General features: G+C 43.2%; 28 protein-coding genes. 21 read left to right on the top strand and 7 right to left on the bottom strand.

All coding sequences use genetic code 11. The annotated features are described in order from the left end of the window. The first annotated feature begins 16 nt into the window (after positions 1-16). Positions 17-1699 (top strand): glucose-6-phosphate isomerase, encoded by a 1683-nt coding sequence (pgi, locus tag ABXT60_RS05825; protein WP_443631801.1) that lies wholly within the window; start codon positions 17-19, stop codon positions 1697-1699. On the opposite strand, the gene ABXT60_RS05830 is transcribed toward pgi, so the two are convergent. Further along, complete coding sequence (locus ABXT60_RS05830) at positions 1696-2091, bottom strand: H-NS histone family protein (protein WP_443631802.1); 396 nt, start codon at positions 2089-2091, stop codon at positions 1696-1698. The genes pgi and ABXT60_RS05830 overlap by 4 nt on opposite strands. Positions 2092-2281: 190 nt before the next feature. Here ABXT60_RS05830 and ABXT60_RS05835 point away from each other — a divergent pair, with 190 nt between their 5' ends. The 4 genes from ABXT60_RS05835 to rluB are packed head-to-tail and all read left to right on the top strand — an operon-like array spanning position 2282 to position 5437. Continuing rightward, positions 2282-3118, top strand: a complete 837-nt coding sequence (locus tag ABXT60_RS05835; protein ID WP_443631803.1) for a PHP domain-containing protein — start codon at positions 2282-2284, stop codon at positions 3116-3118. Position 3119: 1 nt separating this feature from the next. Then, complete coding sequence (locus ABXT60_RS05840; RefSeq protein WP_443631804.1) at positions 3120-3917, top strand: segregation and condensation protein A; 798 nt, start codon at positions 3120-3122, stop codon at positions 3915-3917. Then, the gene (gene scpB / locus ABXT60_RS05845; protein ID WP_443631805.1) at positions 3914-4516 is read left to right on the top strand and encodes an SMC-Scp complex subunit ScpB; all 603 of its coding nucleotides are present in this window, start codon (positions 3914-3916) and stop codon (positions 4514-4516) included. The genes ABXT60_RS05840 and scpB overlap by 4 nt, the downstream gene beginning before the upstream one ends. A 42-nt stretch (positions 4517-4558) precedes the next feature. After that, positions 4559-5437, top strand: a complete 879-nt coding sequence (rluB, locus tag ABXT60_RS05850; protein WP_443631806.1) for a 23S rRNA pseudouridine(2605) synthase RluB — start codon at positions 4559-4561, stop codon at positions 5435-5437. Between the two features lie 110 nt (positions 5438-5547). On the opposite strand, the gene ABXT60_RS05855 is transcribed toward rluB, so the two are convergent. The 4 genes from ABXT60_RS05855 to ABXT60_RS05870 form a co-directional block, all read right to left on the bottom strand. Continuing rightward, positions 5548-6462, bottom strand: a complete 915-nt coding sequence (locus ABXT60_RS05855) for a cation diffusion facilitator family transporter (RefSeq protein WP_443631807.1) — start codon at positions 6460-6462, stop codon at positions 5548-5550. Between the two features lie 168 nt (positions 6463-6630). Continuing rightward, positions 6631-6987 (bottom strand): DUF2069 domain-containing protein, encoded by a 357-nt coding sequence (locus tag ABXT60_RS05860; RefSeq protein WP_443631808.1) that lies wholly within the window; start codon positions 6985-6987, stop codon positions 6631-6633. Further along, a complete protein-coding gene (gene arsC / locus ABXT60_RS05865) occupies positions 6987-7340 on the bottom strand; it encodes an arsenate reductase (glutaredoxin) (RefSeq protein ID WP_443631809.1) in 354 nt (117 codons plus the stop codon). The genes ABXT60_RS05860 and arsC overlap by 1 nt, the downstream gene beginning before the upstream one ends. After that, complete coding sequence (locus tag ABXT60_RS05870; RefSeq protein WP_443631810.1) at positions 7340-9070, bottom strand: proline--tRNA ligase; 1731 nt, start codon at positions 9068-9070, stop codon at positions 7340-7342. The genes arsC and ABXT60_RS05870 overlap by 1 nt, the downstream gene beginning before the upstream one ends. 204 nt (positions 9071-9274) lie before the next feature. On the opposite strand from ABXT60_RS05870, the gene ABXT60_RS05875 reads away from it, so the two are divergent. From ABXT60_RS05875 to nadA, 12 genes are all read left to right on the top strand, one after another. Then, positions 9275-9535, top strand: coding sequence for an FmdB family zinc ribbon protein (locus ABXT60_RS05875; RefSeq protein WP_443631811.1), 261 nt, complete (start codon positions 9275-9277; stop codon positions 9533-9535). Between the two features lie 38 nt (positions 9536-9573). After that, positions 9574-11346, top strand: a complete 1773-nt coding sequence (aspS, locus tag ABXT60_RS05880; RefSeq protein WP_443631812.1) for an aspartate--tRNA ligase — start codon at positions 9574-9576, stop codon at positions 11344-11346. Positions 11347-11511: 165 nt separating this feature from the next. Beyond that, positions 11512-12075 (top strand): crossover junction endodeoxyribonuclease RuvC, encoded by a 564-nt coding sequence (gene ruvC / locus ABXT60_RS05885; RefSeq protein WP_443631813.1) that lies wholly within the window; start codon positions 11512-11514, stop codon positions 12073-12075. A 27-nt stretch (positions 12076-12102) separates the two neighbouring features. Beyond that, a complete protein-coding gene (ruvA, locus tag ABXT60_RS05890) occupies positions 12103-12714 on the top strand; it encodes a Holliday junction branch migration protein RuvA (protein WP_443631814.1) in 612 nt (203 codons plus the stop codon). An 81-nt stretch (positions 12715-12795) separates the two neighbouring features. Beyond that, positions 12796-13818, top strand: coding sequence for a Holliday junction branch migration DNA helicase RuvB (gene ruvB / locus ABXT60_RS05895; RefSeq protein ID WP_443631815.1), 1023 nt, complete (start codon positions 12796-12798; stop codon positions 13816-13818). 234 nt (positions 13819-14052) lie between these two features. After that, on the top strand, positions 14053-14724 hold the full coding sequence (gene tolQ / locus ABXT60_RS05900) for a protein TolQ (protein WP_443632072.1): 672 nt from the start codon (positions 14053-14055) through the stop codon (positions 14722-14724). Between the two features lie 8 nt (positions 14725-14732). Next, positions 14733-15167, top strand: a complete 435-nt coding sequence (gene tolR, locus ABXT60_RS05905) for a protein TolR (RefSeq protein ID WP_443631816.1) — start codon at positions 14733-14735, stop codon at positions 15165-15167. Further along, positions 15164-16447 (top strand): histone H1-like repetitive region-containing protein, encoded by a 1284-nt coding sequence (locus ABXT60_RS05910; protein WP_443631817.1) that lies wholly within the window; start codon positions 15164-15166, stop codon positions 16445-16447. The genes tolR and ABXT60_RS05910 overlap by 4 nt, the downstream gene beginning before the upstream one ends. Before the next feature lie 14 nt (positions 16448-16461). Beyond that, on the top strand, positions 16462-17790 hold the full coding sequence (tolB, locus tag ABXT60_RS05915; protein WP_443631818.1) for a Tol-Pal system beta propeller repeat protein TolB: 1329 nt from the start codon (positions 16462-16464) through the stop codon (positions 17788-17790). A gap of 101 nt (positions 17791-17891) precedes the next feature. Next, complete coding sequence (pal, locus tag ABXT60_RS05920; protein WP_443631819.1) at positions 17892-18617, top strand: peptidoglycan-associated lipoprotein Pal; 726 nt, start codon at positions 17892-17894, stop codon at positions 18615-18617. A 125-nt stretch (positions 18618-18742) separates the two neighbouring features. Further along, positions 18743-19615, top strand: coding sequence for a tol-pal system protein YbgF (ybgF, locus tag ABXT60_RS05925; RefSeq protein ID WP_443631820.1), 873 nt, complete (start codon positions 18743-18745; stop codon positions 19613-19615). 22 nt (positions 19616-19637) lie between these two features. Further along, positions 19638-20684: a quinolinate synthase NadA gene (nadA, locus tag ABXT60_RS05930; RefSeq protein ID WP_443632073.1), complete on the top strand. Its 1047-nt coding sequence runs from the start codon at positions 19638-19640 to the stop codon at positions 20682-20684. Here the strand turns inward: nadA and ABXT60_RS05935 are convergent. Then, a complete protein-coding gene (locus tag ABXT60_RS05935; RefSeq protein ID WP_443631821.1) occupies positions 20677-22182 on the bottom strand; it encodes a M48 family metallopeptidase in 1506 nt (501 codons plus the stop codon). The two genes, nadA and ABXT60_RS05935, sit on opposite strands and share 8 nt — an antisense overlap. Positions 22183-22215: 33 nt before the next feature. On the opposite strand from ABXT60_RS05935, the gene ABXT60_RS05940 reads away from it, so the two are divergent. Together ABXT60_RS05940 and ABXT60_RS05945 are read left to right on the top strand one after the other, a co-directional pair. Next, the gene (locus ABXT60_RS05940) at positions 22216-22473 is read left to right on the top strand and encodes a sulfurtransferase TusA family protein (protein ID WP_443631822.1); all 258 of its coding nucleotides are present in this window, start codon (positions 22216-22218) and stop codon (positions 22471-22473) included. Between the two features lie 8 nt (positions 22474-22481). Beyond that, positions 22482-23540, top strand: coding sequence for an AI-2E family transporter (locus tag ABXT60_RS05945; RefSeq protein WP_443631823.1), 1059 nt, complete (start codon positions 22482-22484; stop codon positions 23538-23540). On the opposite strand, the gene ABXT60_RS05950 is transcribed toward ABXT60_RS05945, so the two are convergent. Next, positions 23518-23991, bottom strand: coding sequence for a peroxiredoxin (locus ABXT60_RS05950; RefSeq protein ID WP_443631824.1), 474 nt, complete (start codon positions 23989-23991; stop codon positions 23518-23520). The two genes, ABXT60_RS05945 and ABXT60_RS05950, sit on opposite strands and share 23 nt — an antisense overlap. Before the next feature lie 67 nt (positions 23992-24058). Here ABXT60_RS05950 and ABXT60_RS05955 point away from each other — a divergent pair, with 67 nt between their 5' ends. Beyond that, a complete protein-coding gene (locus tag ABXT60_RS05955) occupies positions 24059-25420 on the top strand; it encodes a hypothetical protein (protein WP_443631825.1) in 1362 nt (453 codons plus the stop codon). Between the two features lie 26 nt (positions 25421-25446). Next, the gene (locus ABXT60_RS05960) at positions 25447-26400 is read left to right on the top strand and encodes a D-2-hydroxyacid dehydrogenase (protein WP_443631826.1); all 954 of its coding nucleotides are present in this window, start codon (positions 25447-25449) and stop codon (positions 26398-26400) included. The last annotated feature ends 65 nt before the right edge of the window (positions 26401-26465 follow it).

Raw genomic sequence — 26465 nt, forward strand, 5'->3', positions numbered from 1 at the left:
AAGGAACATAGTCACCATGACTGTAAGAGGAAGTGTTGCTTGGCAAGCTTTGGATGCGCACCTGCAAAAAGATATTTTGCCCTATTCCCTCAAGCAACTATTTAATGGCTCAGGCGCCCAACGTTTTAATGATCTCTCTATGGAAGCTATGGGATTATTGTTGGATTTATCGAAGCAAAAAATGACTCCAAAAACACTAAGCTTGCTTATTAAAATGGCTGAACAACAGGGTTTAAGGCAAGCTACACAAATGCTCTATAGTGGTGGAGAGATCAATCGATCTGAACTGAGACCCGCATTGCATACGGCGTTAAGAGACTCTTCCTCAGAAAAATACAGTGATGTCCACGTGGATGGGCAGAACGTAAAGCAGCTCGTTGATAAAAATCTGCTGGACATGGAGAGAATTGCTAGCAAGATACAAAAAGGTAATTGGCTTGGCTACTCTGGACAGCCTATTACTACTGTCATTAATATTGGTGTCGGGGGTTCTGATATTGGTCCTAATATGGTGTGCCATGCCTTAGCAGAGTTCCGGTTAGAGACTAAATTCCCATTAGATGTGATGTTTGTTTCCTCCATGGATGGTAGCCAGTTGGCAGAAATGCTGCAGCACTTAGATCAAGGTTCAACCTTATTTATTATTGCTTCTAAAACGTTCACCACCATAGATACTTTAGCCAATGCTGAGACTGCAAGAGCTTGGTTACGAAAAAAGATACCCAGTGATAGCCTTATTGGCCAACACCACTTGGTGGGTTGTAGTGCATTTCCAGAACGTATGGCTAAGTGGGGCATACCCTCTGAAAATCAAATTTCTTTATGGGATTGGGTAGGAGGCCGCTATTCTTTGTGGAGTGGTATTGGTCTACCTATTGCGATTAAATTGGGCATGGCCAACTTTAAGCTGCTTCTTAAGGGCGCAAACGCCATGGACGACCACTTTCAAAATGCAAGCCTGCACGAAAATTTACCGGTAATGCTAGCGTTGACAGGTATTTGGAATATAAACTTTTTGGGCTTAAAAGCCCACACGATACTGCCCTACGATGGGCGTCTTAAGTTATTGCCTAATTACCTTAGTCAATTAGAGATGGAAAGTAACGGTAAGTCGGTGACAAACGCAGGTGAAAAAGTTGATTTTGATACAAGCCCAGTTATATGGGGTGACGTAGGAGCTAACGCTCAGCATGCATTTTTTCAGTTGTTACATCAAGGTACGCCAGCCTACTATGCTGACTTTATAGTACCTATAAAACGCACTGCATCTAGCGAATATACTAAGGCTACACGCACTCAACTGGAATATCAGCAGTCGTTAAATTTGGCTAATTGTGTAGCGCAATCTAGGGTGCTCATGTTGGGTGATGATGTTCTGAGTTGGGATCAAAGCATTGTTACTTCGCCAGACCGTTTGTATCCCGGTAACCATGCATCGAGTACCCTGATGTTTGATGAACTCACACCAGAGAGTCTTGGACGGTTAATTGCGTTATACGAGCATAAAGTATTTGTGCAGGCTGTGGTGTGGGATATTAACCCATTCGATCAATGGGGTGTTGAACTCGGCAAGCAGATTGCTAAAACCACTCTTAATGCTATTCAAAAAAGGCAGTTGGGAGACGCTGATGCAGAGGACGCCACATTTGACGCCTCTACTGAAGGTCTGTTAAACCATATGTTTAAACACCACCACTAAATACGGCAGCTATCTTTACTGCCGCCGTTGGTAAAGTAATATTCAAATGCCTTTGGTGTGCGACCTCGACCAGACCATTGGTGTGTTGCGCCCTGCGGATCGATAATTTGATATTGTGGTGCTACTGGTTTGCGAGTTTTTTTGATTTTAGGCGCTTCTCCAGAAAAGAAATCTTCTGGCGTTAGGCCAGCATCAACCATAGCTGCAAAGATGGCTTTTTTTTCTGCGTCTTTTTTGGCTGACTGGGCAGCAAGTACTGCTTCTTCTTCAGCGCGTTTTTCGATAAACTCAGACAGGCAGTTAGCCATGGTTTTTAGCTGCTCTACACTTAGATTTTTGCAGGCAGCACGTAAACGGCTTTTATTGCGGGCAATTTCAGAAAATTCAGTCATAATGGTTCCACGATTAGTTACATTTAACGATACGCACGAGTTTATTTTTAATTATTTTATTTAGTAAAAAGTAATTAGTATTGATTACATATTCATATAATATGATAAAAATTAATTTGTTTTTTATATTATAAATTGTGCACTGCGATAGTAACTTAGTTTAATTTAATTTAATACAAAACTTACGCTAATGAATAAATACGATCTACACACTCACACAAAATGTTCTGATGGTAGTTTACCAGTGACAGAATTAATAGATTTAGCAATTGAACGCGGCATTACTCACCTTGCCATTACAGACCACGACACCGTTAAAGCGCACTTACAATTGGCTGCCAATAATAAATTTTATAAAGATGATGAAATTAATATTATTAAAGGCATAGAGCTTTCTAGCCAGTGGAATAATATGGGTATACATATTGTGGGTTTAAATATAGATGTTAATTCAACTGCAATAGAAACTGCTGTGGCTCATCAAACACAATTACGCTTACAAAGAGTAAAAACGATTGCTAAAAAATTAACGCAACGTGGCTTCCCAGATATAACTCAAGGTGCAACAAAACTTGCAGGAGATAGCCAAATTGGGCGGCCTCATATTGCGCAGTATATGGTGGAAGAAGGAATGGTATTAAACGTAGGCCAAGCGTTTAACAAATATTTAGGGGCGGGAAAGGTTGGCGACGTATCCAACATTTGGCCAGACCTAGAAAAGGTTGTTGAGTGGATTAATGCAGCGGGGGGCATTGCTGTGTTAGCCCATCCCAGTCGTTATAAAATGACGCGCACCAAGCGTCGGCGCTTAATGGCAGATTTTGCAGATGCAGGTGGCCAAGCTATTGAAGTGTGTGCTGGTAACCAAGTGCCTGGAGTTGCTGAAGAAATGGCAGCACTATGCAGTGAATTTGATTTTCATGCTTCGGTAGGTAGTGATTTTCACAACCCAAACTACAAGTGGGTTAAATTGGGTCAGTACCCTAAACTGCCAATATCATGCCGGCCTGTTTGGGAGTTATTTTAAGGTGGACATTAGGGTAGAGGGTAAAGAGTATGAAATACCTGTCGATCTTTATATCCCACCCCATGCATTGCAGGTTATTTTAGAAACCACCTTTGAGGGACCGCTAGATTTATTACTATATTTAATTAGGCGCCATAATTTAGATATTCTCAGCATTGATGTCGCTAAGATTACCTATCAATATATTGCTTACATTGAACTGATGGAAGCTAATAGATTTGAATTAGCAGGCGAATATTTAGTAATGGCTGCAACATTGGCAGAAATAAAGAGCCGTAGCTTGCTGCCAAGCACTCAGACCATAGACGAAGATGAGGAAGACCCAAGGGTAAGGCTGATAAAGCAGCTGCAGGAATATGAACGTTTTAAAAATGCCTCTGAAAGAGTGGCCGAATTACCCCGTATGGACAGAGATAACTTTTCTGTCAACATGAGCATGCCTGATGTTAAACAGGCTCGCCCTCAGCCCACAGTGCAGATGGATGAGTTACTGGCGGCTTATGGTGATGTACTTAAGCGGTGTGACATGTATGAACATCACACCATATCCCGTGAGCGCCTGTCGACACGGGAACGCATGTCTAGCTTAATGGCTCAGTTACAAGAGCATCAATTTATGTCGTTTCATGATCTTTTCAATCTATCGGAAGGACGTATGGGTATAGTGGTTACTTTTTTGGCGATGATGGAATTGGTCAAGGAAAAATTAATTAAGTTAGTTCAGGCGCAAGAGTTTGGGCCCATTCATGTTAGTTTAGGTGGGCAGAATGATTCCCCTAATCAGGAGCTTGCCCTATGATTACCGAACTGGCGCCCGTGTTAGAAGCCCTGTTGTTAGCTTCTGATAAGCCCTTAAGTGTTGAACGGTTAGGCCAAGTATTTGATGAGCATGATGGTGTTGATAATAAGCGCATTAAAAAAACCCTCAGGGAACTACAAAAAAGTTACGATGGCCGAGGTTATCAGCTTGTTGAGGTAGCGTCAGGTTTCCGCTTTCAAGTGCAGCAAGGCTATGCCCTTTGGGTGGCACGTTTGTGGCAAGAAAAACCTCAAAAATACTCTAAAGCGTTGCTTGAAACCTTATCTATTATTGCTTATCAACAACCTATTACACGGGGAGAGATTGAGTCGATACGAGGTGTAGGGGTGAGTTCTTCAATTATTCATACCATGATAGATAGAAGTTGGATTCGGAGTGTTGGACACAAAGAAGTGCCCGGCCGTCCAGAGTTATTTGCCACTACTAAAGAGTTTTTAGATCACTTTAATTTAAAACAACTCAGCGATTTACCTGCGCTTGATGAGTTAGCGTCATGGGACGAGGCCACCATGGCGCCAGCCAAGTTAAAACAACCCCAGCAGCAAGAAATCGATGTCGTGACGGAGTCTATACATTAAGTTATAATAGTATTTCAGATTAACTGTATTGATGGGACTATCATGACAGATCAAGACCTTCCCCTTGTGGAAATTTCAGAACTCGTCGAAGAAAAAGCCAGCGACGAAAAACTTCAAAAAGTACTTGCCCGAGCAGGTGTAGGTTCACGCCGAGAAATGGAGCGTTGGATTGCGGCAGGGCGAGTAACTATCAATAAAGAAAAGGCCCAATTGGGGGATCGTGTTACCTGGCGTGATCATATTTCTGTGGATGGCAGGCAGGTAGACTTGGTGTCGCCTAATAATATTGAACGCAGGGTACTTATTTATAACAAGCCTGAAGGTGAAATTGTTACTCGTTCAGACCCAGAAAATCGCTCCACTGTATTTGATAAGCTGCCGCGCTTAAAAGGCGAACGCTGGATCGCTGTGGGTCGTTTAGACATAAATACTTCAGGGCTATTGTTGTTTACCACTGATGGTGAGCTGGCAAATTCATTAATGCACCCATCGACCACTATTGAGCGCGAATACGCTGTTCGTGTCATGGGGCATGTGACAATGGAACAAGTGAACACTATGCACAAGGGGGTATTGTTAGACGACGGTATGGCTCGGTTTAATGATATCCAAGAATTTGGTGGTGAAGGCATCAACCGCTGGTACCACGTGGTTATTATGGAAGGCCGTAACCGCGAAGTGCGCCGTTTGTGGGAATCTCAAGGTTTAAGAGTGAACCGTTTAAAACGTGTACGTTATGGTAATGTATTTATGCCACCTCAGCTTAGGGCTGGTATGTGGATGGAAATGCCACAGCCAGACATTAACGCGCTTTCTCAATTTGTGGGTATGCGCCCAAAGAAAGTAAAACGTCGACTGCCTAAGGAACAAGAGAGCTTTGATCGTCAAGAGAAGCGTCAGCGCACTCGCCGCCATGCGTAAGTTGAGCAAATAACCCAAAAAATTACTTTAGTTCGTCTTAGTAATGTTACTTAGGCCACTGAATATTGCTAAATGCCTTGTTTTAAAACAAGGCATTTTTTTGTGCTCAGTTATTGTGACAGGGTGGTAAAGCGCTCTGTTTTAGCATGAACCTCTTTGTCTGCAATACTGACAGGGTCAAGATGAATAATGACGTCAGCATATGGGAAGAGTTGTAGGATTCGAAGTTCTATCTCGTCGGCTACATCGTGGGCTTGAATTAACAGCATCCTGTCTTGAAGCTCTAAATGTAATTGAATAAACTGCATGTGGCCAGATTGTCTGGTGCGAAGGTCATGCATGCCCATCACCAGTGGGTGTGTTATGGCCATCTGTGTAATATGCTGCCGTTGCTCATCACTTAACTCATGGTCTAGTAATAAATCAAACGCTGTTTTTGCAATGCCCCAAGCACTGTAAATGACGTATGCGCCAATACTTAATGCTAAATAAGGGTCGGCACCGTAATGTCCATAGGTTGCTAAGACCAGTGCGATGATAACGCCAAGATTCATTAATAAATCTGAGGTATAGTGAAGTGAGTCAGCCTCAATTGCAGTAGATTTAGTTTGTTTTACAACCTGCCGTTGTAATAATACCAAAGCGCCGGTAAGCCCCATGCTAGCAGCCATAACAATAATGCCAAATGGGGTGTTTTCAATTACCACGGGGTCCCACAAACGACCTAAGGTCTGTGAAAGCAACAACCCAATTGATCCTAGAATTAATAAGGCTTGTGCGAGGCCTGCCAGTGCCTCTGCCTTGCCATGGCCAAAGCGATGTTCTTTGTCAGCGGGGGCCATTGCATAACGCACTGCGAAGAAATTAATTAACGCAGCCGCGCTATCCATGATGGAGTCTATTAAAGAGGCTAGCAAGCTGACACTTTGGGTTTCATCCCATGCCCATGTTTTGATAACAATTAAGCTAAGGGCGACAACTACCGAGGCCCAGGTGGCTAGTTTGATGAGTTGGCTGTATGTCATAGCCCAAGTATAGCTTAAACCAGTTCGCTCCAGCGCTAATTTTTTGTAACGTTAACAAAACTTGATCAAGGTAGTGAGAAAGATTTAAAAGGCTAACCCTTGAGTAGGGGTTAGCTTCCCTTGCTCTGAGTGTTGCCTAGGGGGCGGATTATTATTAAGGGTTTAACTTTAAGTCGCTTTGGCTTCTTCATTAGCGCGGTTATGCCAGCGGATGTGTAGCATGGTACTGGTATAAAGTAGAGTGATGATAAAAGCACCTAAAACACCATTAACTGGCACGTACATTATCTCTATCGTGAAATAAATTAATAGTACAAAACACATCCATGCTAATTGGCGCAAGTGTTGCTTGTACATGGCAAGCGCAAAACCTAGTAAAGGGAAGCACTTAATGCCAATGATAACGATACTGCCAATTTCTGCATAGGGGTGCGCCAGAGTGCTAATGACAAAATAGGCTATTAGCGCAATGTAGGCTGAAAGGCTTATAACACGAGAGTATTGACGTTTTTTTTGGTACTGCATTACAAAATCTCCAAAACAGATTCAGGTGGGCGACCAATACGAGCTTGGCCTTGATGAATAGCAATAGGCCTTTCGATCAGCTTAGGGTAGTTAACCATTGTAGTAATCAATTCAGCTTGGGTAAGATGAATGCTATCAAGCTGATTTAGCTTATAAGCCTCTTCACCTTTTCTCATAAGATCACGAGCATCATTCATACCCAACATGGATAACAACTCCTCTAGTTCTTGCGTACTTGGAACCTGCTCTAGGTATAGACGAATGTTTGGGATAACACCGTTGGCTGCCAATAAAGCTAAGGTAGCGCGAGACTTAGAACATCGGGGATTGTGGTAGAGAGTTACACTCATCATTAACGGCCTAGTTTTGCTTTGATAAAGGCTAAGGCACCTTCTAAAGGCATGTCCTCATTCGATTCAGAGCGACGATTACGATATTCCAACGTGCCACTTTCTAAACCGCGGTCTCCAATTACCACACGATGGGGCAGCCCTATTAGCTCAGCATCGGCAAATTTCACTCCTGGTCGCATTGCTCTGTCGTCCATGATGACGTCGATGCCTGCTGCCTTGAGCTCACTGTAAAGGGTGTCTGTTGCAGCGCGAACAGCTTCTGATTTTTCATAATTAAGTGGAATAAGTGCCACTTCAAAAGGCGCAAGGGCTAGGGGCCACATAATGCCCTTGTCATCAAAGTTCTGTTCAATGCAGGCAGCTACCACGCGGGTGATGCCAATACCATAACAACCCATTTGCATAAATTGAGGTTTGCCGTTTTCGTTTAACACCGTAGCATTCATTGCCCTTGAGTACTTATCGCCCAATTGAAAAATATGGCCTACTTCAATGCCGCGTTTGATTTCAATTTCACCATGGCCACAAGGGCTAGGGTCACCTGCAACTACGTTGCGAATATCGGCAACATCGCTATAGCTGCAATCGCGCTGCCAATTAATGTTGGTAAAGTGATAGCCCGCCTCGTTTGCACCAGCAGTAAAGTCGCTCATTACCGTAACAGCTCGGTCTGCAATAATAGAAATAGATAAGCCAACTGGCCCTATAGATCCTGGCTGTGTACCTAATTCATCAATAATTCGTTGTTCTGGTGCCATAGTTAGTGGCGCAGCGATCATAGGGTGCTTCTCAGCTTTAATGTCATTCATGTTGTGATCGCCACGCAACAATAAAGCGACTAAGGGGTGATGGCCTTCGTCGTCAGCAGTGCCAAGAACGACAAGTGTCTTAAGGCTTTGATCTTTAGCTAAGCCTAAAAACTCACACACACTATCTATGGTTTTTTGGTTCGGAGTATGAATTTTCCCCATAGCCTTGCTCGGCGCTAAGCGCAGTGCAACAGGCAGCATAGCCTCTGCAGTCTCTACATTGGCAGCAAAGCTGCTGTTAGTATTGTTGCTAAACGCTATATCATCTTCGCCAGATCGCGCCAGTACATGAAACTCTTGTGAAGCGTCACCACCTATACTGCCAGAATCTGCCCTCACAGCCCGAAAGTTTAAACCTAAGCGAGTGAAAATATTGCTATAGGCAATATGCATGGAATTATAGGTTTGCTGCAGGGACTCTTGGCCTAAGTGAAACGAGTAAGCGTCCTTCATAATGAATTCGCGTGAACGCATTACGCCAAAGCGAGGTCGTACCTCGTCCCTAAATTTGGTTTGAATTTGATAAAAGTTCATCGGCAAGCTCTTATAGCTATGAATTTCCTTGCGCACCATGTCGGTAATTACTTCTTCATGTGTAGGGCCTATGCAAAAATCTCTCTGGTGACGGTCTTTTAAGCGCAAAAGTTCAGGACCATATTGTTGCCAACGACCTGATTCTTGCCAGAGTTCGGCAGGTTGAACCGCAGGCATTAATAATTCTTGAGCTCCTGCCGCATCTAGCTCTTCCCGGACAATACGTTCAACTTTACGAATGCTGCGTAAACCCATAGGCAGCCATGTATAAAGCCCTGAAGCTAAGCGGCGAATTAAACCGGCTCGAAGCATAAGTTGATGGCTGATAACTTCTGCATCTGCAGGGGTTTCTTTTTGAGTAGCAATTAAAAACTGGCTGGCGCGCATGGGGTAATGAATCCAATAGAAACGAAAAATATAAGCCGCTATTGTATGTTGCCATGGCGTTAGGATAAATGCCTTTCACAGCTAAATTAGGAATAAAAAGGCAATAGTTGCACTAATGGGTGATAAAGGTGCATTTTCTGCTGCCTCTGAGGCGGTGGAATGGGGTATAATTTCCGGCTTTTAGATGTTCGGCTGGAGTAGACAATGCCTATCTATGAATACCTCTGCCAAGGATGTGGTTTTGGTAAGGACGTATTACAAAAATTAAGCGATGCGCCTTTAACAGATTGCCCTCAATGTGGTAAAGATCAGTATCGTAAACAAATTTCTGCAGCCGGCTTTAGGCTTAAGGGTCAAGGTTGGTATGAAACAGACTTTAAAACTGGTGCCAAAAAGAATTTAGCGGGTGATACAAAAAGCTCAAGTGATACAAAAAGCTCAAGTGCTACTAGCGACTCAAACTAACACCTATTAATACTATTTAAGATTTAGGAAGTACAATTATGCGAAGCCATTATTGCGGCGAACTAAGAGCCAGCGATGTTGACCAACAAATCACCCTCTGCGGTTGGGTTCATCGTCGACGTGATCACGGAGGTGTTATTTTCCTAGACCTGCGGGATCGAGAAGGTATCGTGCAGGTAGTGTTTGACCCAGATCGAGAAGAATGCTTTGCTTTAGCAGACTCCTGCCGAAATGAATTTGTGGTCAAGGTTAAAGGCTTAGTTCGTGCTCGCCCTGCCGGCACTGATAATCCTGAAATGCCAACAGGTGCAGTGGAAGTCTTAGGTCAAGAATTTGAGATTCTTAACAAATCTGAAACCCCTCCATTCCAGTTAGATGAGCATCAGTCTGTTGGTGAAGACGTTCGCTTAAAGTATCGTTACGTTGACTTACGTCGGCCAGAAATGGCAGCAAAACTTAAACTGCGCTCTAAGGTTAGCACTTTTATCCGCAATTTTTTAGATCAAAATGGCTTCTTAGACATTGAAACGCCTATATTGACTCGCGCCACACCAGAAGGAGCACGTGATTACTTGGTACCCAGTCGGACTCACGAAGGCCACTTTTTTGCATTGCCTCAGTCACCACAGTTGTTCAAACAACTGTTGATGGTGTCTGGTATGGATCGGTATTATCAGATTGCCAAATGTTTCCGTGATGAAGATTTGCGCGCTGACCGGCAACCAGAATTCACCCAAATAGACATCGAAACATCCTTCATGGATGAAGCTCAGATTATGGCTATTACTGAAAAAATGGTGGTAGAGCTATTTAAGAGCCAGATTAATGTAGATTTAGGTGCTTTTCCAAGTATGCCTTACAGTGAGGCGATGGAAACCTATGGCAGTGACAAACCTGACCTACGTATCCCGTTGCAGCTAGTTACTGTCAGTGATCTGATGAAAGACGTGGACTTTAAAGTTTTTGCTGGTCCAGCTAATGATTTAAATGGCAGGGTAGCTGGTCTTAAGGTGCCTAACGGCGCCAGCTTAACCCGTAAACAAATTGATATTTATACTAAGTTTGTGGGCATTTATGGTGCGCGTGGTTTGGCGTATATCAAAGTAAATAACGCGGTCGACCTAGAAGAAGGTTTGCAATCACCTATTGTTAAATTTTTGCCTTTAGAAGTGCGTGCTGCACTGCTTGACCGCTTGGATGCTAAAGATGGCGACTTAATTTTCTTTGGTGCAGACAGCGAAAAAATAGTTAACGAAGCTCTAGGCGCATTGCGCTGTAAGCTTGGCGAAGATCTTAATCTCATGACCTGTGAGTGGGCGCCTTTGTGGGTAGTAGACTTTCCAATGTTTGAAGCCACTTCAGATGGCGGTATCACAGCTATTCACCACCCATTCACAGCACCTTCCTGCACACCAGAGGAGTTACAGGCCTCTCCACTAACAGGCCTGTCTAGAGCCTACGACATGGTACTTAACGGCACTGAGTTAGGTGGAGGCTCCATTCGTATTCACCAGCAAGACATGCAAACTAAAGTCTTTGAGCTATTAAATATTGCCCCAGAAGAGCAGCAGGAGAAGTTTGGATTCTTATTAGACGCCTTGAAGTATGGCTGTCCTCCACATGGTGGTTTGGCGTTTGGTCTGGATCGCTTAGTTATGTTAATGACAGGGTCTAACTCAATACGTGAAGTGATTGCCTTCCCTAAAACCCAAAGTGCTGCGTGTGTTATGACCCAGGCGCCAGGCATTGTAGCAACGAAGCAACTTCGCGAGTTGAACATTAAACTACGTGAAAAAGTAACTGCCGAATAACGCTTGCTTTAGTTGGTATTAGCCGGCTGGCAGTTAAAAAGGCCCACCACTGACCTGTTGGGCCTTTTTTGTGTTTGCTGTGAAGCTGGTAAAAAAACTACTGTGATTTTGTACAGTATTTGCTAGTATTGACCTATCATTAACTTCACTAGCGAATGCTTCCTTATGGCGCTCATATTAGGAATTGACCCAGGCTCTCGTAAAACTGGCTATGGCATTATTAATGCGGTAGGTGCAACGCGCACCTATGTTGCAAGCGGTCATATAAAAGTGTCCGGTGATGAATTGGCTGGGCGGCTAGGACAGATATATCGTGGCATTGATGAAATCATTGAAACCTATGTGCCACAAGAATTCGCGATCGAACAAGTGTTTATGGCTCGCAATGCTGATTCAGCTCTTAAGCTTGGCCAAGCTCGGGGCGTTGCTATGGTGGTTGCAGTTAACCATGGGCTGCCTGTTTCTGAATACTCGGCGCGTCAAGTAAAACAAGCTGTTGTAGGTAACGGAGCAGCAGCTAAAAACCAAGTGCAAGAAATGGTGGCTCGCTTACTTAAGCTACCAGGGTTGCCTCAAGAAGATGCTGCAGACGCTTTGGCTATTGCGATATGCCATGCTAACACGCATGCAAGCCTTGTCCGCTTGGCCACCAGTCGCAGCCCTGCAAATGCTAAAAGACAAGTGGTACTTAATGAACTTAAGGGAAGCCGACGTGGACGCGTTTGGTAAAACCCATATCGACATAAGGCGATTAAAATGATTGCACGTATTAGCGGCATCTTAATGCATAAGCAGCCTGCTCAGGTGGTTGTAGACGTGCATGGAGTGGCTTATGAAATTGAAATCTCGTTTAACAGTTTTTGCCAATTACCTGCTGAAGGCGACACAGCCGTATTGCATACTCACTTTGTTGTGCGTGAAGATGCTCAACTACTTTTTGGCTTCTCTCAATTAGAAGAAAGAAGCCTGTTTCGAATTTTAATAAAGGTTAATGGTGTAGGCCCTAAATTAGCTTTGGCTATTTTGTCTGGTATGGACGCCCATGCCTTTTGCTACTGTGTTCAACATCAAGATTCAGCCACTTTAGTAAAAATTCCTGGCGTGGGTAAAAAAACTGCTGAGCGCTTAGTTTTAGAACTAGGTGATAAGCTGGCATCGTGGCAAACTGGGGATAATGGAGGAGGTCAATCTGGGGTTATTAAACCAACACTATCAACTGTTAGTGCTCAATCAGAAGCTGAAAGTGCTTTAGTGGCTTTAGGTTACAAACCGGTACAAGCTGCTAAAGCTGTCACAGCAGCTATAAGATCTGCGCCACATGGAAGTTGTGAAGACCTCATCCGCTTATCGTTAAAAGGAATGATATAAACTGGGTTATTGTGTGCTTGGCACACTTTATTAGGTTGCTGTTAAGAGAAATTAACAAGTGTTAATGATGATGGGAGTAGCATGATAGAAGCGGATCGTTTTGGCTCACCCGTAGAATCGGTAAGTCAGTTAGGTGAAGACCATTTAGAGCGGGCACTTAGGCCAAAGGCACTGAAAGATTATATTGGTCAACCTGTAGTTCAAGAACAAATGTCGATATACATTGCTGCAGCAAAAGGGCGAGCTGAAGCATTAGATCACACGTTGATCTATGGGCCTCCTGGCCTTGGAAAAACCACACTGGCTCATATTATTGCTAATGAAATGGGTGGCGATTTAAAAACAACGTCAGGCCCAGTGTTAGAGAAAGCTGGTGATTTAGCAGCGATGCTTACTAATCTAGAAGCTGGTGATGTATTATTTATTGATGAAATTCATCGATTGAATCCGGTCATAGAAGAAATTCTTTATCCGGCAATGGAAGACTATCAGTTAGACATCATGATAGGAGAAGGGCCAGCTGCAAGATCAATTAAGCTTGATTTACCACCTTTTACATTAGTTGGCGCAACGACACGTGCGGGGTCTCTTACGTCTCCGTTGCGTGATCGGTTTGGTATTACTCAGCGGCTTGAATATTATTCAGTAGAAGATTTAACCACAATAGTGACGCGTTCTGCATATTTGTCTGAGGTTCAAATGGAAGCCGCTGGCGCTGCTGAAGTGGCTCGCAGATCTCGAGGCACTCCGCGAATTGCAAATCGGCTTTTACGCAGAACTAGAGACTATGCAGAAGTTAAATTTGATGGTGTTATTAGTGATTATGTGGCAGACAAAGCGTTAAACATGCTAAATGTAGATCACCTTGGCTTTGACCACATGGATAGGTGTTTGATGTTAGCCATTATTGAAAAGTTTGCTGGTGGGCCTGTTGGCATTGATAATTTGGCAGCTGCACTCAGTGAGCAAAGAGAAACCATAGAAGATGTGCTTGAACCCTACTTAATACAGCAGGGTTTTATTATGCGTACGCCTCGAGGTAGGATTGTAACTGATCGCGCCTATGAACACTTTGGGTTTGCTCCCCCTAAAGTTAATACCTAAATTTAGATTGGTACCTCAGTGTGCGGAACTTTTTACCAAGGCACTGCTCAAAGAAAGACTTATCGAGCTAACTTGGTGTTTATAATGGTATTATTACTAGTAAGTTAAATATTAAATATTTGATGACGCGCGAATCTTAACCTAAAATTTCCGTGTTTGAAAAACTATATCGTGTATCAGCTTTGCACAAAAACAGTGCAAGGCCTTGAAGGGGAATCGTCTGTGGACAATAAAATGTCAGTGTTGAGTTTGATTTTGAATGCCAGCTTTTTGGTTCAAATGGTCATGCTTTTGTTGTTGATTGCATCTGTCATGTCTTGGGTGATGATATTCCAGCGCCAAAGGGCCCTAAAATTTGCCCGCACTAACATGAAAGCATTTGAAGAACAGTTTTGGTCAGGCATTGATCTTAGTCAATTATTCCGCCAAGTTAGTGCAGAGCCGAACCCAAACAATGGGGCAGAAAATATTTTTCGGGCTGGTATAAAAGAGTTTACTCGGTTAAGGCAGCAAACCGACGCTGATGGTGATGCCGTTATGGAGGGTGTTCAGCGTGCTATGCGGGTGGCTATTTCGAAAGAAGAAGAGAAGCTAGAAGCCCACTTATCATTTTTAGCAAGTGTAGGTTCTGTCAGCCCATACGTAGGCTTATTTGGAACAGTCTGGGGCATTATGAATTCTTTTAGAGGGCTTGCTAATGCACATCAAGCTACTTTGGCTACCGTAGCGCCTGGAATTTCTGAAGCCTTAATTGCTACGGCAATGGGTTTGTTCGCTGCTATACCTGCAGTTATTGCCTACAATCGATTCTCGCACACGGTAGATTCCATACTCTCTAGTTATGAGACTTTTGCGGAAGAGTTTTCGAGCATTTTACACCGCAAAGCCCACGCATCTGAGCTATAGGTTGCACTATGAGTACTATTAGACGGCCTAGAACTAAGCGCCATAAACCTAACGCAGAAATAAATGTAGTACCCTACATTGACGTAATGATGGTGCTGCTTGTCATATTTATGGTGACTGCGCCAATGCTGACTCAGGGGGTAAGTGTAGATTTACCCCAAGCTAAATCTGACCCAGTAGCAAGCGATGAGGTATCGGAGCCCTTAGTTATATCGGTGACCAAGTTGGGCGATTACTATCTAGAATTGGGTGAAAATAACAAACAGCCCGTTACCTTAGAGCGCATTGGCGCACAAGTGGGGAAAATATTACAACGTGCACCAAATACACCAGTGCTTTTGAGGGGTGATAGGGCGATAGAATATGGCCACATAGTTGAAATTATGACAGTGCTGCAGCAGGCTGGTGCCCAAAGTGTCGGTTTGGTTTCGGAAAGTCCGTGAAATTAGACCACACTTATATTCTACCAAGTATATTTGCACTGATTGTGCATGTTGTTGTTGCTTTTATTGTTATGTCGGAGTGGCAAAGTAGTAGTCAGCGCATCCCGCCTGTGCAAGTGAAGCAACGGGTTGAAGCAACACTAATTGACTTAGATTCTTTGCTGGCTCAGCAAAAATTAGTTGATTCTGCGGCAATAAAGAAAGCAGCAGCTAAAAAAGCAGCAGCTAAGAAAGCAGCAGCTAAAAAAGCAGCAGCTAAAAAAGCAGCAGATAAGAAAGCAGCAGATAAGAAAGCAGCAGATAAGAAAACAGCAGATAAGAAAGCAGCAGATAAGAAAGCAGCAGATAAGAAAACAGCAGATAAGAAAACAGCAGATAAGAAAACAGCAGATAAAAAAGTAGCAGATAAGAAAACAGCAGATAAAAAAGTAGCAGATAAGAAAGCAGCAGATAAGAAAACAGCAGATAAGAAAACAGCAGATAAGAAAGCAGCAGCTAAAAAAGCAGCAGATAAGCAAGCAGCAGACAAGAAAACAGCAGACAAGAAAACAGCAGCTAAAAAAGCAGCAGATAAGCAAGCAGCAGATAAGCAAGCAGCAGCTAAAAAAGCAGCAGACAAGAAAGCAGCAGATAAGAAAGCAGCAGATAAGAAAGCAGCAGATAAGAAAGCAGCAGACAAGAAAGCAGCAGACAAGAAAGCAGCAGACAAGAAAGCAGCAGATAAGAAAGCAGCAGATAAGAAAGCAGCAGATAAGAAAACAGCAGATAAGAAAGCAGCAGATAAGAAAGCAGCAGATAAGAAAGCAGCAGATAAGAAAGCAGCAGATAAGAGAGCAGACAAAAAATTAGCAGACCAGAAAGCAGCAGATAAAAAAGCAGCTCAAGAATTAGCTAAAGTTGAGCAAGCATTAGAAAGTCTATTAGATGAAGAAGAGGCGCAGGCTGACGCTCTGGAGCAGCAGATCACCAATGGTCAAGCAGTAGGCTCTGCAGTAAACTATATAAGAGATGAAATTGGGGTCAAGTGGGTTCGACCAGCTAATGCTCGTAATGGCATGGTTGTTGAGCTTATTATATACCTTGTTCCCACGGGTGAAGTTGTTAATGTAGAAGTAAGTTATCGTGACCCAAGTGCCACAGATGCATTTGTATCGTCGGTAGTAAAGGCTATTAAAAAAGTAAGGCGGTTTGATAAATTAAGCCAGCTGAACTCAGTACTATTTGATGCTAACTTCCGCCAATTCACCGTTAAGTTTAAACCAGAGGATTTGAGATTGTGATGCGAGTAAAAAAAATGGTTCATTCAACTATAAGAATACCAAAATCTAACCCCTTTTTGGTATTTTCATCCGCAGTCTTTACCTTACTGTTGTCGCTTTCAGCGTGGTCTTCAGAGTTAGTTATTGAAATAACTCAGGGTGTTGATAATCCTGTACCCATTGCGGTGGTTCCATTTCAGTGGTCTGGTGACAGTGCTTTGAATGAGGATGTGGCCCAGGTTGTTGATGCAGATCTGGAGCGTAGTGGCCAATTTAAATCCCTAAAACGGTCGTTGATGCTTAGCTTTCCTTATCAAAAAGAAGATATTTACTTTCGTGATTGGAGCTACCTAGCAACTGAATACCTTATCATAGGTCAAGTTTTGCCAACAGATGATGGGGGTTATCAAGTTGATTACCAACTCTTTGACGTACAGCGTCAAGAATCTGTTGCTGGTGCCCGTTTTACTGGGGGTAAAAATGATCTACGCGCTCTTGCACATTCTGTCAGTGATGCCGTATATGAAGCGTTAACTGGGCTTAAAGGTGCTTTTAGAACCCGTATAGCTTATGTTGCAGCCGACAAAAAAGTTAATCCTAGTTACTATAAACTTTTAGTAGCAGATGCCGACGGATATAATGCTAAAGAGATTCTTAAATCAAATCAGCCCATTATGTCACCATCTTGGTCTCGAGATGCGAGTAAGCTGGCCTATGTGTCTTTTGAAACAAACAGACCTGCCATTTACGTTCAAGATATTACTACCGGTAAGCGTGAACGCATTAAGTCTTTTAAAGGCATTAACGGTGCACCTGCTTGGTCTCCAGATGGCAGTAAGTTAGCGATAGTTTTGTCTAAAGATGGTAATGCAGAGATATACGTCTTAGATTTAACCACTAATCGGCTTACCAGGGTAACAAAACATTATGGTATTGATACGGAACCTTCTTGGAGTGTAGATGGTAAGAATATCTTGTTTACCTCTGATAGAGGAGGTAAACCGCAAATATACCAAGTGACGTTAGATTCTGGCTGGGTAGAGCGCTTAACGTTTGAAGGTGACTACAACGCCCGTGGCAGTTTAACTCATGATGGCCGTTTTTTGGTGCTTGTTAGCCGTCATGATTCGCAGTTCCATATCGCCGTACAAGATTTACAGCGAGGCACTATGTCCTTATTAACCCAAACAAGCTTAGATGAGTCACCAAGTGTGGCGCCAAACGGCAGCATGGTAATTTATTCCACCCAAGACGGTGGGAGAGATATTTTGGCGGCTGTATCGATAGATGGCAAAGTAAAGTTTAATATCCCTGCAAATGAAGGTGTGGTTAGAGAACCAGCATGGTCGCCTTATTTGAATTAACCAGGAGTATTTCCGTAGGCCTAGTGGTGTGGAGATTATATATGATAGAATTAGCGCACAAATTTTCGATCGACAAATTAAATTTATTGAGGAGCAAGTCCATGCAAGTGGGTAATTTAAGGAAAATCATCGCCTCCAGTATCTTGGTAGCATTTCTAGCTGCCTGTAGCTCTACGGGTGAAACCACTGATGCAACCGCTAGCACCCAAGCCGCACAAGCGGCTGTAGAAGCTCAAGCTTTGGCTGAAGCCGAAGCAATGGCAGAAGCTCAAGCAACAGCCGAAGCAGAAGCTCAAGCTCAAGCAACTGCAGAAGCTGAAGCAAAAGCTGCTGCTGAAGCTATAGTGGAAGCTCAAGAAGAGGCTGCAAGTCAAGCCCAGGCTCAAGCAGCAAAAGCCGCAGCAGATGCAGCAGATGTGGCACAACAGGTTGCAAGCGAAGCAGCTGCAGTTGCAGCTCAAAAGCAGCAGCAAGCGCAGGACACCGCGCAGGCCTTAGCTCATATCATCTACTTTGATTTTGACCAGTCCACCATTAAAGCTGAATTCCGCACTGCGCTTAATGGCCATGCTGCGTATTTAAGCCAAAACCCTTCGGCGAGTATCGTTTTAGAAGGGCATGCTGATGAACGTGGAACCCGAGAGTATAATATTGCGTTGGGCGAGCGTCGTGGCAATGCGGTAAGTCGCTACCTAGTAGTCCAAGGTGTTTCTATAGATGCTATTGAAGTCGTCAGTTTTGGCGAAGAACGCCCAGTTAATGCCGGTCATGATAGCGCGTCTTGGTCTGAAAATCGTAGGGTAGAAATCCGTTACATTAATTACTAATTAGCTGTATTTGTTACAATCACTACAATAGTAATGTAGCGTGTTTTACACGCATTAAATACCATCGTTGTGCTCGCATAACGGTGGTTTTTGTTTTTTAACTTGGAGTTTTTGAGGTTTATTGGATGTCTCAAATATTTAATCGTTTTGTTCTCTTGTTCGTTGTGGTGGTTTTTTCATTTCAAGTGAATGCCAACAATTCTGTGCCAGTTAGTGATTTGGCAAATGATATAGGTACTGAGGCTGTTGCTATTCCTATTCCTATTCCACAGCCTGCGCAGGCTGTGGTTGAAGAACCTATTAAAGCAGTTGCTGTGGACACCCCTATCAATAATAACGCTAATGCGCAAATGTTTGATATTGTTGAAATGTTACAGTACGAATTGCAGCAATTACGTGGTCAAGTAGAAGAACTTAGCTATAATCTAGAGCGCCTTAAAAAGGATCAAAAACAGCGCTACTTAGATTTGGATCGGCGAATTGTTAGCTTATCCACACCACCCCAAGTCATAGACGACTCACAAGTCTCTGATACTAAGAGTGAAACGGGTGAAACCAATTTGACTAGTGCTTCACTTGGTGGCGCCATCGCCTTAGATCAAACCGCAGTCATTCAAGAAGCCTATGATCCTGAAATTGAAAAGTTAGCTTATAAGGCTGCGTTTGGGCTTATTAGAGAGCGGCAATATGATGCTTCGATTGAGGCGTTATTAACTTTTTTAAATGACTTCCCCGAGGGTTTACTAGTTGGTAATGTGCATTATTGGTTAGGAGAGGTTTACATGGTGCAAGGTGATGCGTCTTTGGCGGCCCAATCTTTTGAGTATGTAATACGTGAGTTCCCTGGTCATCGAAAGATTCCAGATGCGTTATATAAAGCTGGAGTTGCCTACCAGAATGTAGGCAATAATAATAAAGCAAACCAGCTTCTGCAGCGTGTACTCCAGGAGTATCCAGACTCTTCTGCTGCTCGTTTAGCCCAAGAAAGGGTAAACTAGCATGTCTCAAAGTGCTGCCTTGATGATGAGTCAAAAACAGATTGCAGCAAGAGTGCTGGTGCAAGAACACCTAGCTCATGAGCATTTACAAGCGATGTCGAGTGGACAAGATGTAGGCGCACAAAAGCAACGCATTAAACGTTTGCTTAAGCAGCAAGATGCAACCTTAGTAGCCCATTATTATACTGATGCTCTAGTCCAAGAGTTAGCAGAAGAAACAGGGGGTTGTGTATCCGATTCCCTAGAAATGGCACGTTTTGGCAATCACTCTTTATCATCTACTTTAATTGTGGCAGGCGTTCACTTTATGGGTGAGACTGCGAAAATTCTTAGCCCTACAAAACGAGTGCTGGTGCCCACTTTAGAGGCCACTTGCTCTCTTGATATTGGCTGTCCTGCTGAAGAGTTTACAGCCTTCTGTGATGCGTATCCTGATCATACTGTTGTTGTTTATGCCAACACGTCTGCAGCCGTTAAAGCACGTGCAGACTGGGTGGTTACTTCGGGCATTGCGGTAAAGTTAATGGAGCATTTGGCCTCAGAGGGTAAACCCATAATATGGGGGCCAGACCAGCATTTAGGACGCTATATAGCGAAACAAACTGGCACTGAAATGCTACTGTGGCAGGGTTCGTGCATAGTCCATGATGAGTTTAAAGTTATTGGTGTACAGCAGCTGAAGCAGGTTTATCCTAATGCCGCAGTATTGGTCCACCCTGAGTCTTCTTATGCGATGGTGGAGATTGCAGACTTTGTTGGCTCTACCACTCAGCTAATTAAAGCTGCACAAGAGATGCCTAATAAAGAATTTATTGTAGCAACAGATCGTGGCATTTTTTATAAAATGCAACAGGCGGCCCCAGACAAAATGCTAATGGAAGCCCCGACGGCTGGAAATAGTGCAACCTGCCGAAGCTGTGCTCACTGTCCTTGGATGGCAATGAATGATCTAGATAAAATAGAGCAGGTATTGTTGTTTGGGACGAATGAAATTGTCATTGATGCAGGATTGCAGGAGCGGGCGTTAAAGCCATTACAACGACTCATGGACTTTGCAGCAACTAATTAAACCGCGCTTGATCAGCTAGAAGCTTTAAGGCCTCTTGCTGTTGTTCTAACACTGAGCCTGCTTGACTATCAGGCTGCTGCTGACTGGCGTATTGTGCCTGTTTAAGCGCCAGTTTTGCTTCCCCGCGCAATAAGTGCCAGCGGGACTGGGCCATGTGATTAAGTTGTAAGCGCTGGTCTTCTGCGCCCCATTCAGCAAGCGTGCGCCATCCTAAAATCCATGTGGGGTGGTCATCTAATAGGGCTAATAAAACATCAACAGCAGCCCTTGGTTGAATATTTTGGCGTAGGGCGAGCGCTTTGATCCATAACGACAAACTATTATCACGGCGATTAAGTTTTCTTAGTGTTAATTGCTTTAATACTGTTTGGGCCTGCTTCTGAGTTAATAAGCTCTGCATCCAGCTATACCAAATCAATGTGGCATTAGGTTGTTTTAATGCTAAGTCCTTTAATTGTTGGTTAGCTAAAACTAACTTGCCGGAATTTTGGTTAATCAGAGCCTCAGAAAATGCAATTAAGGTACTGTAATGGTTGGTCAGTGGGTCGAACTTTTGCATTAGTTGGTTGACCGAGGGTGAGGTAAGGCCTGATAGAGTCATCGTTTGGTAAATTTTTAACAAGTCAAAGCCTAAATCAAAACCATGTTCGGTCTGGCTCTGCTGGGAAATTAAAATACGCTGGCTAATATCCGCTACTCGTTCACTATTGATTGGGTGGCTGCGGGCCCATTCCCACTGAGGAGAATCCTTAACGTAAGGTGATTGCAAACGTTGTAATAAGCGCTGCATATGGGTTACATCAAAAGGGCTTTGATACATTAAATCAAAACCAATTCGGTCTGCTTCTCTTTCGTGACGGCGGCTGTAGCTTAGTTGGTTTCGCTGAAGAGCAGATTGAGTGGCGTAGATGCCAGCTTCTCCTATGTCATCATTTATGTTTCCTGCAAGCCATATAGATGCTATGAAAGCACCTAAGTAAAGGGGCGCTTGAGCTTTTTCTTGGGCTTGGGTTTGCACGTAATGGCGTAAACTAAGGTGAGCTACTTCGTGGGCAAGTACAGCTACTAATTCGTCTACAGAACCTGCTTGCTGTATTAACCCAGTATTGATGCCAATAATTCCGCCAGGAGCGGCAAAAGCATTAATTTTGCCATCATGTATTAGAAAAATTTGGGTATTTTTATTGCTAAGTTGGCTCCGACTAATCAATGGCTGAGTGAGGTCTTTAATAAATTTTAGGGCTGCTAGATCATTCCAAAGTGGAAGTTGTTTACGGATGCTGCTAGCAATAATGTTGCCAAGTTGGTACTCATCTTCTAGGCTCATGTCATTAGAGCTATGAATATTAATTACTGGTAAGTTTTTAGCTGCAGCTGTTTGGACGGGAATTGCCAATATCACCAACGCTAAACAGATAGTCCTTGCTAAGGAATTCATAAAATATCCCAACGATAGATAGGACTGAAGGTCCGCTTGACCTATAATGTTTCCTTTCATTGAGAATTCCTTTTAATGAAGATGAGATTTGATATGTATAATGATACGACATTGGACGCAACACTCGGACACCAGCTGCTGGATACTCAGGGTTTACAATGTCCTTTACCGCTATTAAAAGCGAAGCGAGCTTTAAGCCAGTTAAAAGTGGGCGAAAAGCTTAAAGTGCTAGCAACAGATGCTGGTTCGCAAAGGGACTTTGCAGCGTGGACACGATTGACTGGTCACCATTTACATCAGAATGAATGTATTGATAACGTTTATCATTATCTCATTGAAAAGAGAATTTAGGATAACACATGTTTAAAGTATTTCGCGCTTGGTTGGACCACTTTTTTGCTGATGAACAGGCACTGCTACTGGTGGTTCTTTTAGCGGTTGGTTTAGCTTCAATTTTGATGTTTGGCTCTACTTTGGCTCCAGTTTTCGCAAGTATGATACTGGCATATTTGACGCTGGGTCTAGTAGAGTGGTTGGAACGCTTTGGGGTTAATCACTTGCCTGCAGTTTGGGGCATTTATAGTCTATTTATAGCGTTACTTATGGCTTTTATTTTTGTTCTATTACCTTTGTTATGGTACCAAGCAACTGATTTACTTGGTGATTTACCACTAATGCTAGAAAAACTGAGGGGCTTGTTTATGTTGTTACCACAACAATACCCTGAATTGGTTAATGCTGATCAAATTAAACAATTATCTGATGCTGCGATGGCAGAGATAGGTAATGCTGGACAGCTCTTAGTGTCCTTTTCCTTGGCGTCTATTGGCCAGTCGCTCACTTGGTTAGTGTATCTGGTATTAGTGCCAATATTAGTGTTTTTCTTTCTCAAAGATGGCCATATGATGGTGCTTTGGCTAACTGCATTTTTACCTACTGAGCGCAATGTATTAAGCCATGTATGGCTTGAAATGGATCAACAAATTGCTAATTACGTCCGAGGCAAAGTGGTCGAGATTGGCATTGTAGGAAGTGCTACATACGTTGCCTTTTTGTGGTTAGGGCTGGATTATGCAGCTTTATTAGCTATGGTTGTAGGTTTGTCGGTGCTGATTCCATACATAGGAGCGACGCTGGTAACTATTCCTGTGGCATTAATTGGCTACGTGCAGTGGGGCGTGTCTACAGAATTTTATACTCTAATTATCGTCTATGGCATTATCCAAGCCCTCGATGGCAATGTGCTTGTGCCTTTATTGTTTTCAGAAGCAGTTAACTTGCACCCAGTGGCCATCATTGTTGCCGTATTGTTTTTCGGCAGTCTCTGGGGCCTCTGGGGTGTGTTCTTTGCCATTCCTTTGGCAACATTACTCAAAGCCGTAATGAATGCCTGGCCTAAGAAGCTGTTATCTGGCTGAGGCAGTCTAAAACCATCTGAGCGTGCTGAGGAACTTTTACGGCACGCCACTCTTGTACTAAAACACCTTCAGAATTAATCAAAAAGGTACTTCGATCAATTCCCAAGTACTCTTTGCCGTATAGCTTTTTTAGCTTGATTACATTAAACAGTTGGCATAATGCTTCGCTTTCATCACTAATTAGTTCAAAGTTATAGCCTTGTTTGGCTTTAAAATTTTCGTGCTTTTTAATAGAGTCTCTTGAAATACCAAATATTTTACAATTGAGCTGTTCGAATTCACTCAGTAAGTTGTTAAAATCATGTCCTTCAGTAGTGCATCCGGGAGTATCGTCTTTTGGATAAAAATACAGCACAAAAAATTGGCCTTTTAATTGATCTAAATTAAATTCAGTTTGGCTTGTGGCTGGGGCTGTTAAGTAGGGTACGGGTTGTCCAATAGTAAGGCTCATATGGGTAGTCTCAATTAAAAGTGTTATCATATAATTTTTGTGACATCTTAAACAACTGGACGACATTTTGAAACAACAAGGTTTTGGATTTACGCGTACTTTCGGATTATTTTTAGCAACTATAGTGCTGACTTCCTGTTCTGGAAACCCCTTAGTTAGTGAAGATGGTGACAGCATCCTAAGAAATAAAAGCTTAGATTATGCAACATCTAAGGTTATCGATCGTATTGTTGTACCTCAAGGTTTAAATGACGATCAAGTTCAGAACGACCTACTCACTATACCTGCTGCTCAACTGGTGGGTCAATCCACAGGAATTGAATCTGCGCCGCGACCAGATTTTGTGTTTGCTGAAGCAGGAAGCGATTCTGCATATTTTACTGGTGGAGCAAATTTAAAACGTATTAGCGTAGCTGGCAGCCTAACCAAGGTACAAGGGCAAGTAGCACAGTTTTGGTCTAATCAGGGCATTGCTTTAGATACTATCTCTGGCCCTAAAGTGATTGAGACTGAGTGGTTTTCTTTGTCAAATAAAGGGCCTGCCGATGACTTTATCAGTCGTTGGATTAGAAGTTTGTCTAAATCTGACGATAATATTGCTTATGGCCGAGTTAAAGTAGAGTTAAATGAAACGCTAAAAAATCGGGTTGAACTGTCTTTGAATTTTTTGCAATTTACTCAGTTAGAAATACAACAAAAAAAACCATTAGATTGGCAAGAGGCAGGCCGTGCGCTAGCTAATGAGTCTGAGATTACGTTTGAATTGCTGCGTTACCTAAGCCACACAGCCCAAGTGGCTCAAAAAACTGATGACGCGAGTTTGCAATACCAAGCACCTTTATTAGGTAAAGATCAATATGGACAACCGCTGGTGCAGCTTAGCATAAACTATAACAAGGCTTTACCAATGGTTGTTGCGGCTATGTCTTCTTTTGATGTTGGCAGTTATGACGAAACTGCAAAAAAAGTTTATTTTACCCATACAAGTCACTTGCGAACGTTTCAGGAGACTAGCGCCAATACCGGTGGAATGTGGAGTTGGTTCAAAGGCCTTCATGGTGGCAGCACTAGGAAACCTGGTGTAACCATCAATCTCGCCCTGTTGGGTGGTAATGAGGCTGAGGCGACAATAAGTGATCGTCCTATTTACTCATCTAATCCAAACCTAGCGAAAGAGGAAGAGAGCCTAGCAGATAAAAAGGGCTTTAAGGTATGGTTAGGAGGGGAGGTGATTTATGTATTCGAAGACAAGGATCAGGGCGACACCAGCGACACTGGCGAATACACCTTTGTGGGCCAATTTCAGTTAAGCTTTGAAGAAACGTTAACTAGCGTTTACTTACAAGTATTAGACAACCAAGGACTGCCTGCTGCTAAAGTTTATGCAGAAGAGATTCTTTGGGACTTGCAGCAACAGTTGGTTCGATAAAATACTCATTACAGGAGTTATAAGGCATGGATGCAGTGCTGTTAGATGGCGCAACGCTAGGCCCTGGAGACCTTAATTTTAAGGTCATCCAAGTGGCTGTTGGCAATCTGCGCTGCCATCAACATACTCAGCCAGGTGAGATCGTTGCGCGCCTAGCGGGCGCCCATATTGCCTTAGTTAATAAGGTTGACTTAGGCGCCAAACACTTTTCCCAATTACCCCAGCTAAAACACATTATTGTGCTGGCCACCGGGGTTAATAACATCGATGTTAAAGCGGCTAAAAAGTTTGGTATTAGCGTACAAAATTGTCGAGCATATGGGGTAGATTCAGTGGCACAGCATTGCTTAATGTTGATGCTTAGCCTAAGTACTCGAATGCTCAGTTATAGGCGCTTAATCAATAACGGTGAGTGGAGCGATAGTGCCCAATTTTGCATGTTAGACTACCCAGTAGAAAGTTTGGCAGGTAAAACTTTGGGTATTATAGGTTATGGAGATCTCGGTAAGGGCGTTGCCAATCTAGCACGTGCTTTTGGCATGAGGGTACTGGTCGCTGCAAGGCAAGGTCAAGAGCCTAGTGATGGACGTATATCCATGAGTGATCTGTTGCCTCAAGTGGACGTGCTATCTCTGCATTGCCCGCTTACTCAAGACACTACAAACTTGATTGATTGGCCTCAGCTTTGTGCTTTGCCAAATACTGCATTATTAATAAACTGTGCCCGTGGTGGAATTGTAAATGAGGCTGCTTTAATTAAGGCACTGGATGAAGGCCAAATAGCGGGAGCAGGTATTGATGTATTAACTCAGGAGCCGCCACCAAAAAACCATCCTTTGCTGGCTGTAGAAAGAGACAATCTTATTATTACACCACATACAGCCTGGGCTAGCCGTCAAGCTCGCCAAACTATCCTTAATCAAGCTGCAGAAAATATCCTAAGTTTAACCTTTGGCCAAGATCGTGTTCGCCAACTGTAAGTTGTTGATTTTGAAAAAGTGTCAATAGTTAGGGCTAAAAAAGAACATCTTTTTTGTCGTTTTCT

This window comes from Candidatus Njordibacter sp. Uisw_056 (assembly GCF_047730085.1).
GTDB lineage: Bacteria > Pseudomonadota > Gammaproteobacteria > Pseudomonadales > Balneatricaceae > Njordibacter.